We start from the raw sequence: 15713 nt of genomic DNA, 5'->3' as shown, positions 1-15713 counted from the left end.
CGCTGCACCCTAGGCGGTAACCGGCTCCAGCTCGCGGAACTCGTCGGCGACGATCGGATCGGTCGCGGCGAACTGCGAATACAGCAGCGGCATCGTCGAATCGGCGGCGAACACCGTCACCGCGCCCGCGTAGTCGGCGACATACACCCGACCAGCGTGCGAGTCGACCGTCACGCAGGACGGCCGGGCGCCGACGGCGATGGTGTCGACGACCTGCAGGGTGAGGGTGCACAACACCACGACGTGGTCGTAGTCGACAACGTAGGCCCTGGTCTTGTCCTCACCGATCGCGAGCAGCGTTGGGGCGCCGCCCAGTTCGACGGTGTCGGAGACGCGTCCGGTCGCGAGCTCGACCACGTGCACCACGCCGCCGCGGGTCCGGTCCGAACTGAGGACGTAGGCGGTGTCGTCGGCCACGGCGATGTCGCGGATGGGCGCGCCGATCCGCACAGCGCGACCGAGCCGCCCGGTTTCGAGGTCGACGGTCACCACCGCGCTGCCGCGGGCGTCGGTGGTCGCGATGTGAAGGTGCGTGCCGCTCGGGTCGATCGCGAGGGCGTCGACGCCGATGCCCGCACCCGTCGCGACGTCGATCGTGTCGACACGGTCGGCGGGGATGTCGATCACCGCGACGTCGATGTGTCCGTCGCCGGTTCTTCCGGCGTAGACCCGCTTGCCGTCGGGGCTGACGACGAGTGCCGTGACATTGTGCGCCAGCGGATACGCGGCGATCACCGTCTTGGTGGCGGTGTCGACGACCGCGACCTCGTCCTTGTGACTCCACGAGGAGGTGCTCACGTAGGCACGGTCGTCGTGGACTGCGACGGCGAACGGCTCGCCGTGGACGGCGATGATCGCTTCGACCGCGAGCGTGCGCGCGTTGAGCACCGCGACGCTGTCGTCACCGGGATGCGTCACCAGCGCCGCACCGGTTCCGGTCGCCGCGATGTCGCCGACCGGTCCGCGGTTCAGCTCGACAGCACCCAATGCGGTGACGCTCGGATCCACCCGCGTTCCGGTTGCACCCGCCGCGGGGCGAGCATGTTCAGGCATCAAAAAGCTAACCATTGTTCTCCGGTACCTCCGCCGGCAATGACGTTCGCCGGCCTAGACTCCAAAAGTCGCAGCGCGCCTGCCGGCGCGGTCTCGCAACGAGTCTAGCGACGGAAACCGACACGCTTGGTCGACGAGAAGCACGGTCTGAGAGGAACCGCGAAAAGCTCTCATACACCGCTTAGAAAAGCGTTCGTTACCCGGTCGCTACCTTCGAAGAGCAACAGACGCTGCACGGCTGACCTGTGTAAACGACGCCGTCGCAACAGCTTCCGAACACTGTGTCCAGCGTCATGCGATAACGATTTCTTAGCTTTCGAGCGCAAAGTGAGCGGTAAATCACACGCGGACACGCCAGCAAACCGACCCCAGGCGCCCCGACCGTCACAACTGCAAGCTATGCGGAGTCCGCGTAGCACTCGTGGGAGACGAGCCGGCAATCGTCGAATTCGAGCTGCACGCGCGTGCCCGATGCAGACCGGTCGATCGTCGCGCGGTCCGACAGCGCGCGCATCAGCTCGATCCCGCGACCGCGGGTACTCGGCTTGCCGTCCGGCGTCTTTTCCAGCCATAACCCCTGGTCGGAAACCATCGCGACCAGGCGGCGGTCCGCGGCATCGTAGCGGGCGGTCACCGACATCGTGCCTGGTTGCTGCGCCTGGACGTAAGCGAACTCGGCCGAGTTGGTCAACGCCTCGTTCACCGCCAGCAGCACGTCACTGAGCCGGTCCGCATCGAGCGCGAAATTGGCTCGCAGCCATTGCGCAAAGGCGTTGCGGAACTCGGCAACGGTCTGCGCGTCTGCCGGGCCGTTGCTCGAAAATCCAAGTTCCGTCGGAGTGTTCATGGTTCGAACTGATTACCCCGCCCAGCCCGGGCTCACGCAGTGAGGTTGCCGAGCGCGTCATCCAACGAGGAGAACAGGTCGATCAGATCGGCGATCCCCGTGATCTTCAGCGGCCGGCTGGTGGCAGGGCCCTCCGCGACGACGGCGAACCGGGTCTGCGCACCGTCGGTCTGGTTGTGGGTCTCCATCAGCACCTGCATGCCCGCAGACCCCAAAAACTCCACGTTGGTCAGGTCGACGATCAAACCCGTCGGATCCTTCGCCAACGCCGCCTGCACGGCATCCCTCAGCTGAGGCGCCGTGAGCATGTCGAGATCCCCGGAGGCCGCGACGACAGCGACACGTCCCACCCAGTTCTCGGTACAAAGTTGTCCGTCCAAGACTCACCTCTTGTTTGGCAACCACCGTAGCGGTCATGGCCGATCACGAGGCTGCGGTCTTAACCCGCGCAACAGGGTAGCGAGTCGGCCGAGCGCGCGCATCGTCGGGACCCATCAGTGCCGGTCAGCCAGCAAATATCCGAAGCATCACGATCAGGGTCGGCCGGCCCCGAGGATGCGCAGCAGATCCGGCTTCATCGCCTGCAGTTGCGAACCCCAGTAACCCCAGCTGTGCGTTCCGTCGGTCGGGAAGTGAAAGACCGCATTGCGTCCGCCTGCCGCGAGGTACTTCTGCTGGAACTCCTTGTTCGTCGACAACGTGATGTTCTCCAGGAACTGCGCGCTGTACTGCGCCCCGAAGTCTGCGCCGGCGTCGAGTTCAGAGGTCGCCCCGTTGCCGCAGTAAATCCACAGCGCAGTGTTGTTGGCCACCAGTGCGTTGATGTTGACCATCGGGTCGTTGCGCCGCCACGCCGGATCCGACGTCGGGCCCCACATGTTCGTCGCGCTGTAGCCGCCCGCATCCTTCATCGAGAGGCCGATCAGCGTGGGCCACAAGCCGCTTGACGGGTTGAGGTAGCCCGACAGTGAGCTGGCGAAGATGAACTGCGTCGGATGCCAGATCGCCAACGTCAACGCCGCGCTGCCCGACATGGACAGCCCCACGACGGCATTGCCGGTCGGCGCCTGTCCGCGGTTGGCCGCCAACCACGCGGGCAATTCCTGCGTCAGGAAGGTCTCCCATTTGTAGGTGACGGTGCCCGCGCTTCCCGTCGCCGGCTGATACCAGTCGGTATAGAAGCTGGCCTGCCCACCGACGGGCATGACGACCGAGATGCCGGACTGGTAAAACCACTCGAAGGCGGCGGTGTTGATGTCCCAGCCGCTGGCGTCTTCCCGGGCCCGCAGCCCGTCGAGCAAGTACACCGAATGGGGCCCGCCGCCCTGAAACTGAACGCGGATGTTGCGACCCATCGACGGGGACGGCACATCAAGGGTTTCCACCGGCAGCCCGTCACGCGAATACGCTGTGGCCGTGGGCGTTTGAACCGCAACACCTGCGAGCATCAGCACCGCGGCCAGCATCGCGTAGACAGACGTCCTCACGCCGGCAAGCTAACAATGCGAGTCTGCAGTTTTCAGTGCGCCACGCGCCGCTTGACCAGCTTGTTACCAAATAGAGCGGCGCGTTCGACGTCAGCAGCCGAGTTCGACGACGGCCAGACTGACGATGTCGCCGGCGGCCGGAACCGAGACCCCCAGATCATTGCGGACCATCATCACGGCGTCCGAAGCAGGCACACCGCTGGCCGTGGCGGCGCAGACCTTGTCGCCCGCGGCGATCAGCTGTTCCGCGGTCAGGAAAACGTACTGCTCCTGCAGCTTGCGGATGAACTCCGACTGGTCGGCCGCTGCAGGCGCGGCGACGACGACCGCGGTGACGGCGGCGGCGACCAGTGATCCGACGATGCGTCGCACGAAATCTCCTCCAATAGGTCGAAAAGTCGTTCGTCCCGCCGCGCTGACTGTCAGGGCCGGGCACGGAGAAGGTGCGAAGAGCGGACCCCCGAACGCTCCGTACGCCACCTTCGTCTGCATTGACGCTCGCGTAACAGACTACCCGTTGTTAGCACATCGAATCATCTTCGCGAGCGAAAGATAACGATTCGATAACAGATCGATCTTGGCGGCGGCTGCCGCCCTTCGCGCATCCGCGCAGGTTATTCCGGCATCCAAGCACCACCACATGCCCGGAATCCGGCCGTCGAAACTTGCTTGCGAATTTTTGCTGGCATACGGTCACGTCGCCGATGACGTAACTGATGAGACTCGATGAATTTGTTCGGTGGTGACAACGCAAGTGACGATTCGTGCACGTCGTGAACGGAGCCCAGTCCTAGACCAATGGACTGCAACTTCGAAAGCGACAGCACCGCAAGCTATTTCCTGGACGCGCTTTCTTCGGCCTCCGACCGAGGGTGACGCCATCGCCATGCACCGTCTGGTCGCAGCGACCGAAGTACTCGATCTGAATTCCACCTATACCTATCTTCTGATGGCCACAGACTTTGCCCGTACCTCGGTTGTGGCGGACAGAGACGGTGAGATCTGCGGATTGATCACCGGATACCACCCGCCGGCCCGGCCGGAGGTGCTGTTCGTCTGGCAGGTGGCCGTGGCCTCTACTGCCCGCGGGACTGGCCTGGCCGGTGCCATGCTCGACCACCTCGTCCACCGCGTCCGCAGCGACCGGCGGGGCCATCCGGTCACGGTGGAAGCCACGGTGGCGCCGAGCAATTCGGCCTCACGTGCGTTCTTCGGCTCCTTCGCCCGGCGGCACGGGGTGCCCCTGATCGAGCAGCCCCGCTTCACCGCAGAACAACTGGACGCCGATCGGGCCCACGAGGACGAACCGACCCTGCGGATCGGACCGATCGCCATGCCACTGGCCGACTGACCCCGGAAAGGACACATGTCAACGCCTGCAACACTCCCCCGTCCCGATGAATCCGACCTACCCGAGATCTACAGCTCGGTCGAATCGGAGGTGCGTAGCTACTGCCGCGGCTGGCCGACCACCATGGCTGTCGCCCAGGGCTCCTGGCTGACCGACGCCTCGGGCAATCGGTACCTCGACTTCTTCGCGGGTGCCGGCGCGCTGAATTACGGCCACAACAACCCCGAGCTCAAGCGCCCGCTGATCGACTATCTGGCCAACGACATGATCGTGCACTCGCTCGACATGGCGACATCGGCCAAGACCGAGTTCCTGCAGAACTTCGAACAACTTATCCTCAAACCACGCGGGCTCGACTACAAGGTGCAGTTCCCCGGTCCGACCGGCGCGAACTCCGTCGAGTCGGCGCTCAAACTCGCCCGTAAGGTGACCGGTCGCGAATCGATCATCAACTTCACCAACGCGTTTCATGGCATGACCCTGGGTGCGCTCTCGGTGACGGGCAATTCGATGAAGCGGGCCGGGGCGGGCATCCCGCTGGTGCACGCGACCCCGATGCCGTACGACAACTACTTCGGCGGCGCCACCGAGGATTTCCAGTGGTTCGAGCGGGTGCTCGACGACTCGGGCGGTGGACTCAACCGTCCCGCCGCGGTGATCGTCGAGACCGTGCAGGGAGAGGGTGGACTCAACGTCGCCCGGATGGAGTGGTTGCAAGCGCTCGCCGAATTGTGCAGTCGGCGTGAGATCCTGCTCATCGTCGACGACGTGCAGATGGGCTGCGGACGAACCGGCCGATTCTTCAGTTTCGAGGAGGCCGGCATCGTTCCCGATATCGTCACGTTGTCCAAGTCGATCAGCGGATACGGGCTGCCGATGGCGCTGACGCTGTTCCGCAGGGAGCTGGACGTGTGGGCGCCCGGTGAGCACAACGGCACCTTCCGTGGCCACAACCCAGCGTTCGTCACGGCCGCCAAAGCCCTCGAAATCTTCTGGCAGACCGAGACATTCGCCGATGACACCATCGCCAAGGGGCAGCAGGTGCGGGCGCGGCTGGAGGACATCGCCGCGCGGTATCCGGGCATCACCGCGCGGGGACGCGGAATGGCCCAAGGGCTCAAGTTCGACGACGAACCGATGGCGTCGGCCGTGTGCCGTGCCGCGTTCGACCGTGGGGTACTCATGGAAACCAGCGGCCCGTCGGACGAGGTCGTCAAGCTGCTTCCGCCGCTGACCACTTCCGAGGCGGATCTCGACGCCGGCATCGACATTCTGGCCGAATCGATCGCCGCGACGCTGTCCTGACCGCCGTCTTCGCAACCTGAAAGGAGCACGACCGTGATCGTGCGCACCACTGACGAGATCACCGGCACCGAACGTGATGTGTCGGCGAAGGATTGGAGATCCAAACGCATCGTCCTGGCCGGCGACGGTGTCGGTTTCTCGTTTCACGAGACCACCATCAACGCGAACTCCGTCAGCGAGTTTCACTACCGCCACCACGTCGAAGCGGTCTGGGTGGTTGAGGGCTCGGGCACGCTCACCAATCTGGAAACCGGTGAGCAGCATCCACTGCGGCCGGGCACCATGTACCTGCTCGACGGCCACGAGCGTCATCGAGTCGCGTGCGACACCCAACTGCGGATGCTGTGTGTGTTCAATCCTCCGGTGACCGGCCAGGAGGTACACGACGAGACCGGCACTTACCCTCCGGCGGTGCAAGCGAGTTGAGCGACAACCGTTTTCCCGACCGCGTGGACAGGTATCCCACCCGACTCGAGAAACCGTCGGCGCCCATCCCGCGCGCCGAGCCCACGGTCTGGGGTGGCGAGCCGGACGGTCCGCTGGGCGAGGCCGACCTGAAAACGATCGCTGCGAACGGCTACCTGGTACGCCGCTCGGCGGTCGGTGACAACTGGTTGTCGACGCTCCGCGATGAGTTGAACCACATTGGGGCTCAAGCCGATCCCGGCGACCCGCGGATCATCCGCGAGCCCGGCGGCAGCATCCGGTCGGTGTTCCAGCCGCACTTGTTCAGCGACGTGATCGCCGAGGTCATAACGCTCGACTCCGTGCTGCCCGTAGCCCGCCAGATACTCGGCAGTGACGTGTACCTGCACCAGGCGCGAGTCAACTTGATGCCGGGATTCACCGGGACCGGCTTCTACTGGCATTCCGACTTCGAGACCTGGCATGCCGAGGACGGGATGCCGATGATGCGGGCCGTCTCCTGCTCGATCTCGTTGACCGAGAACTTCCCCTACAACGGTTCGCTGATGGTGATGCCGGGATCGCATCAGGTCTTCTACCCGTGCGTGGGCACCACACCGCCCGACAACCACACCTCATCGCTGGTCAAACAGGAGATCGGGGTGCCGAACCAGGCCACGCTAACCGAGGCCGCCGCACGCTTCGGCATCGACCAGGTCACCGGACCCGCCGGCACGGCACTGTGGTTCGACTCGAACCTGATGCACGGGTCGGGTTCCAACATCACGCCGTTCGCTCGATCGAACGTCTTCCTGGTGTTCAACTCGATCGAGAACCGACTCGTGGCGCCCTTCCGGGCCGAAGCACCGCGGCCCGAGTACTTGGCCGCCAGGGACGGCCAACCGTTCAGCACCCCATCGCTCGTGCAGTGACCCCTGTGCGCTGCTCTCCGCGATACGGTGGGAAGGCAGCGAATCTCACGAGCGAAGGGTGGCCGATGAGGTCGATCTCCTTGTCCGCGCGACGGTTGATCCTCGCCGGCGGGTTCACGGTCGCGGCGTTGGCGCCGGTTCTCGGGGTAACCGTATCCGTGCCGGCAGTCCCGCCGGCCCACGTCGCCAACTGCCCGACCGGCGAGGATGAGGACCTCTACGCCGGACAGTGTGTTCCATACCTGGTGCCGAACTCGCCTGCGGGCTCGACGGCTCCGGCCAATTCCGCGTGTCCGCCGGGAGTGAGCGGGACCGAATGCGGCGGCTCGAGCGGCAATCTAGTGCCATCCCACTCGCCGCCTCCGCCGTCGCCCGAATTACGGGAACTGGAAGACGTCGTCACACCGGGCTACTGACGCTCACGGCATCCTTACCCGCGTTTGTTGCTCGCGGATGCGGTCACCGGCTCCGTCGGCTTCGCAAATTGGATAGCGGAATGCGTCGACCGTCGCCTGTGGGTGGTCGACCCGGCCTCTACAGATTGCGCGATGCCCTGCCTTGTCGGTCGTTTTGCCGAACTGACGCCAAACGGCGGTCGCGCTCAATTACTTTGGCTGTTGTGGAACCACCCCACACCTTCGTACGGGAGTCATCCGCCTCGGTGGTGCACCACAGCGACTACCTGAACCGCCGCGATGACCACGCGCTCTGCGGCATGGCGCTGGAGCGTCCGACGACGCTGGGCCAGACGGTGGGAGCGGTCGCGATTTGCCCCGGCTGTGAGGCGAAGCTGGCCGAATACCACCTGACGTGGTGGCGAGATAAGGCGCGGGCAGTGGCAGCCGAGCTCGAGGAGCTCCGCGTCAAGTACCGCGAATTGATGGAGCGCAGCGGAGGTTCAGACATCGAGACGGTCCGGCGGACCGAGGCGGGGCCGCGTGGGGACCCAACCGTTGGGCACGACGAAGCAGAGCCGGTGTCCCTGCTCGACCATGCGCGAGTCGAAGTCTTGAGACTCTGTCGGCAATGCCGAGAGGAAGCCGTCCCCTACTGGCGTTTGAAGACCACGATGCAGGCGTTCAGTGACAAGCTGAGCGCCGACGAGAGAGTGCGTCTCGCCCAGGAGATCGGCGCTGACGGATCCCTGATCCGGTGGTGCACAACGGAAGTGGTGAACCTCGGCTGGCAGGTCAGCAACAGCCCCGTCCAGGGCGAACCGGAGGAGATGTGGGACGCCTGGACTCACGACTCGTACCAGACGCCGAAGAAAACCAAGTGGCGTCTGGGCCGGTCTCGCTCGCAAGACGCCAGTTGAGGCCGAGGCATTCGCGCCGAGACGCGCACGTCACGGCAGCTGAGCCAACGCCTCGGTGATCGGTACTTCGCCGTTGTTGAACTCGATGGTGCGGCCGACCGTGGTGTCGTCGGCGAGGCAGGCGGCGGCGACCGACGCCACGTCTTCGCGAGAAACGTCACCGTCGGCGGCGCCGGGGCCGACGGCGATGCGCCCGGTGGCCGGTTCCAGCGTCAGGCGGCCGGGCCCAAGAATCGTCCAGCGCAGCCGGCTGGCCCGCAGATGCTCATCGGCAGCGGCCTTCGCCTCGGCGTACGGAAAGAAGGAATTATCCTTCGGCACACCGTGATTCGGTCCGGCGCCGAAGTAGGACACCATGACGAATCTGAGCACCCCGGCCTGCTCGGCGGCATCGATGACGCGGATGGCGGCGTCGCGGTCCACCGCGTAAGTGCGTGAGGGGTTGCCGCCGCCGGCACCCGCGGAGAACACGACCGCGTCATGCCCCGCAACGATCCCTGCCAGTGCATCGGTGTCCAGGTGCTCGACGTCGGCGACCAGCGGATCGGCGCCGGTCGCCCGAACGTCATCGGAGTGGTCCGGGTTGCGAAACACCGAGGTCACCTCGTCGCCGCGGCCACTAAGAATCCCGGACAACTGCAGGGCCACCTTGCCATGGCCACCGATGATCAGAATGCGCGCCATGACTCCACGGTAGCCCGGGAACATATTCCTTGACAGGAATATGTCGTGGACGTACCTTCGACAGCGTGCAGTCGACGATCTTCGGAGCTCTTGCCGAGCCGAGCCGCCTGAGAATCGTCGAATTGCTGCGCGCAGGACCGCTTTCGGTGGGCGAGATCGCCGAGACACTCGAGATTCGTCAACCGCAGGTGAGCAAACACCTCCGAGTGTTGGGTGATTCGGGGATCGTCGCCGGCCAAGCTCTGGCTCGGCAGCGGATCTATCACCTCGAGGCCGCACCGTTCGAGGAGATCGGTCGCTGGGCGGAGTCTTTCGTCCAGCTGTGGGAGGCGCGGCTCGACTCGTTGGGCAGCTACCTCGAGTCCATCACCGAGAGGACAGATGACCTGACCGACCACTGATCGCACCACCGACGAGACCGCTTCCACCGAGAACCCGAAGGACTCACCATGCTGATGCAAATGTTCAAGAAGACCAAGAACCTGGACCTCGAGCGCTCATACCGCGCCGCGATCGAAACGGTATGGCGGGCATGGACGGAGCCGGACATGCTGCGGCAATGGTGGGGCCCCGAGAAGACCTTCGTGCCGGAATGCGAGATCGACCTGGTGGTGGGCGGCAAGGTCTACGTCGTCATGGAGGCCGGCGAGGCCATGGGCAAGTATCAGGGCACGCGCTGGCCGATGGCGGGCACGTTCACCCGCATCGAGGAGCCCTCCCGGCTCAGCTACGACGCCCGTTCGTGGACCGAAGGCGAGGAAGATGGCTCGACGATCCACCACACCAACGACGTCACGCTCACCGAACGCGACGGTATGACCGTCGTACATCTGCACGTCACGATCACCAACATCGGCCCGAAGGCCAAGATGGCCGCGTTCGGCATGAAGTGGGGTTACAAGGCGCAGCTGGACAAGCTCGAGAAGCTCCTGTCGACACGGTGACGGTGTCCCTCTCTCCTGGTTCAACGACGGCGCACGATTAGCTCGCAAAAATAAATCGGTCGGATTTGGGCCAAGCCGAGCTCGCAGGCGGCGCAGCGGTGGTTTCATGCAAGTAGTGCAGCGCGCGATGTAGGGGGATCTGCGGCATGCCACCGCCTAACGACGGTCGATCTTCGACATCGGTCGTCATCGTTGGCAGCCATCGCGTCGTATACGCCGGCATCGAGGCATGGTTGAACGGCAGCCACCCACCGATAAGGATCGCTGGCCATTTCGTCAGCACAACGGAGTTCGCGGCGGCGTACCGGACTGCAGCTCCGGACCAGGTGGTGTTGTTTGACCTGCCTTGTGCTGGTGGCGAACTGGACCTGGATGCGCTCCGCCGGATCTGCGCTGCGGGCCACCGTGTCATTGTCTATACCTGTTCGGTAACCGACGACGTCTTATCAGCCGCTCTGGACGCGGGCGCCGTCAGTTGCATCGCCAAGTCCGAACCCGAACACGTGCTCGCAGCGGCGATCTACGCTGCGCACAGCGATCGTCCACACGTTGTTCCGAGAATGGCGCAAGCGCTGCCCAATAACGGCCGTAGACCGCGGCCGCAACTGAGCCAACGAGAACAACAAGTCCTCGTCGCCTGGTTCCAGACCGATAACAAGCACGCGGTCGCCGAGAAGCTGTACATCGAGCCCTCCACGGTGGCAACTCACCTGCAAAGGGTGCGGGCGAAGTATGCGGCGGTCGGCAGACCGGCACCGACGAAGGCGGCTCTGGTCGCGAGAGCGATCCAGGACGAGATCCTCAGCGTCGATGACCTGTGATGTTCGAGGTCAGGGCAGGCCAGCGGTTCATCGTCATGTCTCCCCAGCATTCGAAACATAGGGAAACACCCGATTCCTTTGGGCAGGAATCGCATTAGGTTCACAGCCGGCCGATCTGGCGATGGCGGCTGCCTTGCGGATGTCCACCGAACGCACGCGGATGTCATCTGAACAGATGAACTAACCGAATTTCTGATAGTTAGCTGCATAACGCTTGCGTTAATACTTCCGAAGCCGCGGCCGCCGGCCCTACGCCGGAAAGAACCGCGGTGACCGGATCATTTTTCGAAAGGGGCCTGAGCATGATGAGAACAATCGCCGCCGGAGCGCTGGCAGTGGGCGGGTTGCTGACTTTCGCTGTGGGAGTGGCCCACGCGGACGAGGTTCAGGTGGAGGGCGGGTACGCGACGCTCGAGGCTTGTCAGGTAGACGGACCGAACGTCGAGATCACGCAGAACGACGCCAACTACGCGCATTGGGATTGCCGTCAGGACGGCGATGGCCTCTGGTACGTGTGGTTGAGCAGTTGATGTCCTCAACCCCGAAGAACAACATTCGCATTTCGCGTCATTCACGACAGGTTCCGGCGGGGCTCTAGGGGGGCATGTGAACTCGGCAAAGGTGGCGTTGCGTGTTGGGGCTGTTGCCTTTTCGCTCGGCGTAGCGGGATTGGTCGGCACGGCAGGGATGGGGCTGGCCTCCGCTGAGCCGAATGATTCAGGTCCGTCGTCCTCGAGCTCTTCGTCTGGGTCGACGAGCTCTTCGTCTGGGGCGGCGAACTCGTCGTCGAGCACAGGCACGAATTCGGACTCGTCTGGCAGTCCTTCCGGTTCGACCGCATCGGGTACGAAGCCGGCGACATCTTCGGGTGCGGGTTCCTCGGCGACGAAGCCGGGGCGGGGTTCGTCGGTGACACGGCCCTCGCGGAGTTCGACCACCAAGCCCGCCCGCGATTCCGACGCCGAGCGGTCCTCCGCCACGGCCCAGCAGTCCGCAGCCGAAGCGGCGAGCGAGGCGGATGAAGCTCCTGCCGCGTCCGTGCCGGCGACGTCGTCAGACGGCGATGAGGTCGGCAGCCCGTCGACCGACCTGCCTGTGCCAGTTGATGATTCGGTCATCCCGGCTCCCCCGCCGGTATCTGAGACCTCCACAGAGCGAGAACCGAGGAAGCGTCGATCGGATCGACTGGAAACCAAGTCCTCGGTCACCGCGCGGCAGAAGCCCACGGCGGCCGCAACCGGCGCAACGGGCACCTCCCATCCGGACAGCGATGTCGGCGCCCGCTCCCTCGCGCAAGTAACCCGCTCCGGGGCAACGGATATCGTGGTGGCACGCGATGACGCTGGGGTCGAAACCGTCGCCGAGATGAACGTCGGTGCGCTGGGCACGGATATATCGCTGCTGCCACTTTCGGCGAGCCCCGATGCGGACAACAAGAGCGCTGTCGTCGCCCGATCGGGCGATCCGATCCCCTCTCCGAAGTCGATAGACGTGGTGTCCGGCCTACTGTCGGTAGTCGGCCTCGGCATGCCGTTGGCCGCAACTGATGGCCCCGTCGCACCACCTCCGGCCGTAATACTCGCGGGCTCACTCGATTTGGTGCGCCGCGATCTGGAGCGGGCGTTTAATGACCAGCCAGCCGGTGACACGCAGCAGATCACGACAAACGCGCTGATCACCGATGCTCAGGCGGACGAGTTGGTGCCCGTCGCCTTGACCGCAGCGTCGGAATCTGGGTCCGAACCGCCCTCATCTGCAGTACCCCTTGAGCTGACGGTGGATCCCACATCGGCCGAGCGGACCGCGGCATTCGAAAAGGAGCAAGCGGAGCGGACAGAGGCATTCACTGAAGCGCAGGCTGCTCGGACAGAAGCGTTCAACGAGCAGGTAGCCACGCAGTCTCCGCTGGAGGCGCTCGTCGGCAGCGCGGCGTTCGTGGTCTCGGAACTCGCCAACACCGCGGCGTTCGTGGTGACGGAATTCGTCAACTACATCTCGTTCGCCGTCACAGAGTTCATCCACGGAATCTCGGACTGGTTCACCGCACCGGAAGTCTTCACCGGCCTGTACGGCGACCCAACGACGAATGCGCAGTACTGGCAAGCGCAGTCGTCCAAGAACTGCGTTTTGATGTCGACGGCGATGATCATCAACCAACTCAAACAAACCCCTAACGAGCCCGACGAAGAGGACATCGTCAAGGAGGCACAGGAAACCGACAGTGTTGCCAACCCGGGCAAGAAGATGTACCAGGGCCTACAGAGCCAAGACGGCGTCAACGTCAAAGATGCTATGAAACTCCTGGACAACCACGGCATTTCGGCGACCCTCACGGAATATGACAAAACGGAGGGCAACCAGGCGCTGAGAGCGGTGGCATTCGCACTGGAGGAGCAGAAGGCCGTGTCGGTCGGACTTCACGGCGGAATCATCTGGAACTCTGTCGATCCCGAGCATATTCCCGAGGACATCCACCTCCCAGACCACCAGGTGGTCGTCACCGGCGTCGACTTCACCGAACGAGTCGTCTACCTCAACGACAGCGGATTCGCCGAGCAGGGGAGGAACTTGAAGATTCCGCTGGACGCTTTCATGAAGGCGTGGCAGGTCGACAACTACGAGACGATCATTGCGGAGCTCAAGGAGCCGAATACGTCGTCGTCGGGACCGGAATCGGCCAGCCTTACCGGTTCGGGCGTGCTTATCAACGTGGCATAGCGGACGGCACTCAACCAAAGGATCACATGAACGAAGTTTGGAGCGCCTTCTACCGGCGCAGCGCTCTCGCCTTGTCGTCGGTGGCAGTCACGACGGCGCTGTGCCTGGGTGCCGTTCCGCCTGCATGGGCCGATCCGTACGACGACGGCGGCGACTCGTCGGAGGTCAGCGACGATTCCGGGTCCTCCGACCAGTCGGCGGAGGAGCCTGCCGCGCCGGACCCGGGCGAGTCGGCCGGCGACGACGCCCCGGGCGGTGGTGACGGGGATGAACCGGGCCCCGCCGGTGCGCCGGAGGAACCGGGAGATCAGGGCGACCCGGGTGACCCCGGTGACCCGGGCGACCCCGACTCGAACGTCTCAGACCCGGCCGTCGACGCCGATACTGCCGAACCCGACATCGCCGAGGTGCCGCAGGAAGACTTCGATGAGGCGCAGGGCGCCGACGCGGTGGACGTCGACTCGGCGGAAGCTTCGGAGTCCGAGGTCACCGAGCTCACCGAGTCTCTCGAGTCGGTGGTCAGCAGCACGACCAGCACTACGTCCTCGACGTGGAGCAGCCCGGTGACGCAATGGAATTCGTCGTGGACCACTTATGACAACTGGTACCGGCCGGTCTTCACGAATCCGTACAGCACGCCGCTGCAACTCGTCTATGCCTACGACAACGCCACCCGCGTCTTCGAGGTCCCGCCGATGCAGCGGGGGGTCCTCAACGCCCCTAACGCCGGTGTGTACAGCTTCACCGCGGTGAACAAGGACCCCTCGGGTAAGCCGGTGACGGTTTCGGCTGGGAGCTTCACCGGTGGCGGGTACCAGCCGGCCCCGGGTCAGCCGCCACCCGTAAAGCCCAAGCAGCCCACGGCCTTTGAGAATGTGCTCGTGCAACTCAAGTACAACGACGGAGTGTCGAAGCCGTTCCGGGTGAAAACGCTGGCCGATCTCGGCGACGATCCGTCGGTCGGTGGTCACCGCGTCCTGCTCGACGGCGAGACTCCCGCATGGGGTACGTGGACCAAGACCGCAGGCGGCGAGCGCTTGTTCGAGGTCACCAGAACCCAGCAACTGCCCGGACTGAGCAAGCCGTCGCAAGCTCCGCTGCCGGGTTATCAGGTGCAGCTGACCAGCAACGAGGCGGCGCCGGCCCAGAACAAGTGGGTCAAACCGATGGTCATCGTCGCGGCGGTCGCCGTAGTGCTGGCCATCGGTGCGGTTCTGTTCTTCCTGTCGCGCCGGCGACGGCAGCCGACGCCGTAGAGTTGACCCTGGTGCCCTCAGTCGGACTCGAACCGACACTGTGCGGATTTGAGCCGCTTCCTGGGCTCTAAGTCCGGTGCGGTGCAGAGGTCAACCTGCAGAGCCCACATTCGTCAGCAGCACGGCGGCCTCGTTGTAGGGAAACGCTCGGTAGAGAAGCCGAGAGCGCGGTATGACGAAGGCCGCGGCCTCGGCCTTGCTCACAACCCGTGGGTTGGCGAGCGCAACAGTCCGTCCACGCTTGCGCAGCACCGTCGGTCCGCCAGCCAGCACGTTCTTCAACCAGTCCGTCTGTAGGCCGTAGCCGACGAGGATGGCGTAGCCGTCATGGGTCTTGAATACCAGAAGGGGCGTTTGATATCGCTTACCCGACCTCCGCCCGACGTGCTCGAGCGTCCCGAGGCTCGGAAGCCACGGTGTGATCGTGCGAGCCGCCGGATTGGTGAATCGCTTGTTGAAATCTGCGATTCGGCGAGGCACGCGCATTCTCGGAGTCTAGGTATCGGTCGAAGTTCCTCGCTGACGCGGTGCTGACGCAGGGAGCTGCCGACGACAGAGACCGCTCGAATGTTCGAGCCGCAATCGGCCCCTATCT

At 64.4% G+C, this 15713-nt stretch carries 19 protein-coding genes; 12 read left to right on the top strand and 7 right to left on the bottom strand.

Going from position 1 to position 15713, the window contains the following annotated elements; translation table 11 throughout:
• Positions 1–9: 9 nt before the first annotated feature.
• The 5 genes from AU187_RS14920 to AU187_RS25105 form a co-directional block, all read right to left on the bottom strand.
• Positions 10–1068: an MmpL3/TtfA transport complex stabilizer gene (locus AU187_RS14920; protein ID WP_059097999.1), complete on the bottom strand. Its 1059-nt coding sequence runs from the start codon at positions 1066–1068 to the stop codon at positions 10–12.
• A 382-nt stretch (positions 1069–1450) separates the two neighbouring features.
• Positions 1451–1900, bottom strand: a complete 450-nt coding sequence (locus AU187_RS14915) for an ATP-binding protein (RefSeq protein ID WP_059098000.1) — start codon at positions 1898–1900, stop codon at positions 1451–1453.
• A gap of 32 nt (positions 1901–1932) precedes the next feature.
• The gene (locus AU187_RS14910; protein WP_059098001.1) at positions 1933–2280 is read right to left on the bottom strand and encodes an STAS domain-containing protein; all 348 of its coding nucleotides are present in this window, start codon (positions 2278–2280) and stop codon (positions 1933–1935) included.
• 153 nt (positions 2281–2433) lie between these two features.
• Positions 2434–3366 (bottom strand): esterase family protein, encoded by a 933-nt coding sequence (locus AU187_RS14905; protein WP_059098002.1) that lies wholly within the window; start codon positions 3364–3366, stop codon positions 2434–2436.
• Positions 3367–3477: 111 nt separating this feature from the next.
• Complete coding sequence (locus AU187_RS25105) at positions 3478–3759, bottom strand: DUF732 domain-containing protein (protein WP_231740222.1); 282 nt, start codon at positions 3757–3759, stop codon at positions 3478–3480.
• Positions 3760–4222: 463 nt separating this feature from the next.
• Between AU187_RS25105 and ectA the strand changes: the two genes are divergently transcribed.
• The 6 genes from ectA to AU187_RS14875 all read left to right on the top strand — a co-directional run bounded on the left by ectA (position 4223) and on the right by AU187_RS14875 (position 8695).
• Positions 4223–4738, top strand: a complete 516-nt coding sequence (gene ectA, locus AU187_RS14895; protein ID WP_286131981.1) for a diaminobutyrate acetyltransferase — start codon at positions 4223–4225, stop codon at positions 4736–4738.
• Positions 4739–4753: 15 nt separating this feature from the next.
• Complete coding sequence (gene ectB, locus AU187_RS14890) at positions 4754–6043, top strand: diaminobutyrate--2-oxoglutarate transaminase (RefSeq protein ID WP_059098003.1); 1290 nt, start codon at positions 4754–4756, stop codon at positions 6041–6043.
• A gap of 33 nt (positions 6044–6076) precedes the next feature.
• Complete coding sequence (locus tag AU187_RS14885; RefSeq protein WP_059098004.1) at positions 6077–6469, top strand: ectoine synthase; 393 nt, start codon at positions 6077–6079, stop codon at positions 6467–6469.
• Positions 6466–7380, top strand: coding sequence for an ectoine hydroxylase (gene thpD / locus AU187_RS14880; RefSeq protein ID WP_059098005.1), 915 nt, complete (start codon positions 6466–6468; stop codon positions 7378–7380). The genes AU187_RS14885 and thpD overlap by 4 nt, the downstream gene beginning before the upstream one ends.
• Before the next feature lie 65 nt (positions 7381–7445).
• Complete coding sequence (locus tag AU187_RS25470) at positions 7446–7796, top strand: hypothetical protein (protein ID WP_156425485.1); 351 nt, start codon at positions 7446–7448, stop codon at positions 7794–7796.
• A 203-nt stretch (positions 7797–7999) separates the two neighbouring features.
• Complete coding sequence (locus AU187_RS14875; protein WP_231740224.1) at positions 8000–8695, top strand: hypothetical protein; 696 nt, start codon at positions 8000–8002, stop codon at positions 8693–8695.
• 30 nt (positions 8696–8725) lie between these two features.
• Here the strand turns inward: AU187_RS14875 and AU187_RS14870 are convergent, their stop codons facing one another.
• Positions 8726–9379 (bottom strand): SDR family oxidoreductase, encoded by a 654-nt coding sequence (locus AU187_RS14870; protein WP_059098422.1) that lies wholly within the window; start codon positions 9377–9379, stop codon positions 8726–8728.
• Positions 9380–9444: 65 nt separating this feature from the next.
• Between AU187_RS14870 and AU187_RS14865 the strand changes: the two genes are divergently transcribed.
• The 6 genes from AU187_RS14865 (at position 9445) to AU187_RS14840 (ending at position 15118) form a co-directional block, all read left to right on the top strand.
• Complete coding sequence (locus AU187_RS14865) at positions 9445–9780, top strand: ArsR/SmtB family transcription factor (RefSeq protein WP_059098007.1); 336 nt, start codon at positions 9445–9447, stop codon at positions 9778–9780.
• Positions 9781–9828: 48 nt separating this feature from the next.
• The gene (locus tag AU187_RS14860; RefSeq protein ID WP_059098008.1) at positions 9829–10323 is read left to right on the top strand and encodes an SRPBCC family protein; all 495 of its coding nucleotides are present in this window, start codon (positions 9829–9831) and stop codon (positions 10321–10323) included.
• A gap of 329 nt (positions 10324–10652) precedes the next feature.
• On the top strand, positions 10653–11144 hold the full coding sequence (locus AU187_RS14855; RefSeq protein ID WP_353612197.1) for a LuxR C-terminal-related transcriptional regulator: 492 nt from the start codon (positions 10653–10655) through the stop codon (positions 11142–11144).
• A gap of 302 nt (positions 11145–11446) precedes the next feature.
• Positions 11447–11674, top strand: coding sequence for a hypothetical protein (locus AU187_RS14850; protein WP_059098010.1), 228 nt, complete (start codon positions 11447–11449; stop codon positions 11672–11674).
• Between the two features lie 508 nt (positions 11675–12182).
• Positions 12183–13862 (top strand): C39 family peptidase, encoded by a 1680-nt coding sequence (locus tag AU187_RS14845; protein ID WP_156425486.1) that lies wholly within the window; start codon positions 12183–12185, stop codon positions 13860–13862.
• 26 nt (positions 13863–13888) lie between these two features.
• Entirely contained in the window at positions 13889–15118 is a 1230-nt protein-coding gene (locus AU187_RS14840) for a hypothetical protein (protein WP_059098012.1), read from the top strand.
• Positions 15119–15208: 90 nt separating this feature from the next.
• On the opposite strand, the gene AU187_RS14835 is transcribed toward AU187_RS14840, so the two are convergent.
• Positions 15209–15604 carry a nitroreductase family deazaflavin-dependent oxidoreductase gene (locus tag AU187_RS14835; protein WP_059098013.1) on the bottom strand — a complete coding sequence of 132 codons (396 nt, stop codon included), beginning with the start codon at positions 15602–15604 and terminating at the stop codon, positions 15209–15211.
• Positions 15605–15713 lie beyond the last annotated feature (109 nt).

This window comes from Mycobacterium sp. IS-1556, from assembly GCF_001499985.1.
GTDB lineage: Bacteria > Actinomycetota > Actinomycetes > Mycobacteriales > Mycobacteriaceae > Mycobacterium.
The sequence above is the reverse complement of the archived record's forward strand: the minus strand, read 5'-3'. Positions and strand labels throughout refer to the sequence as shown.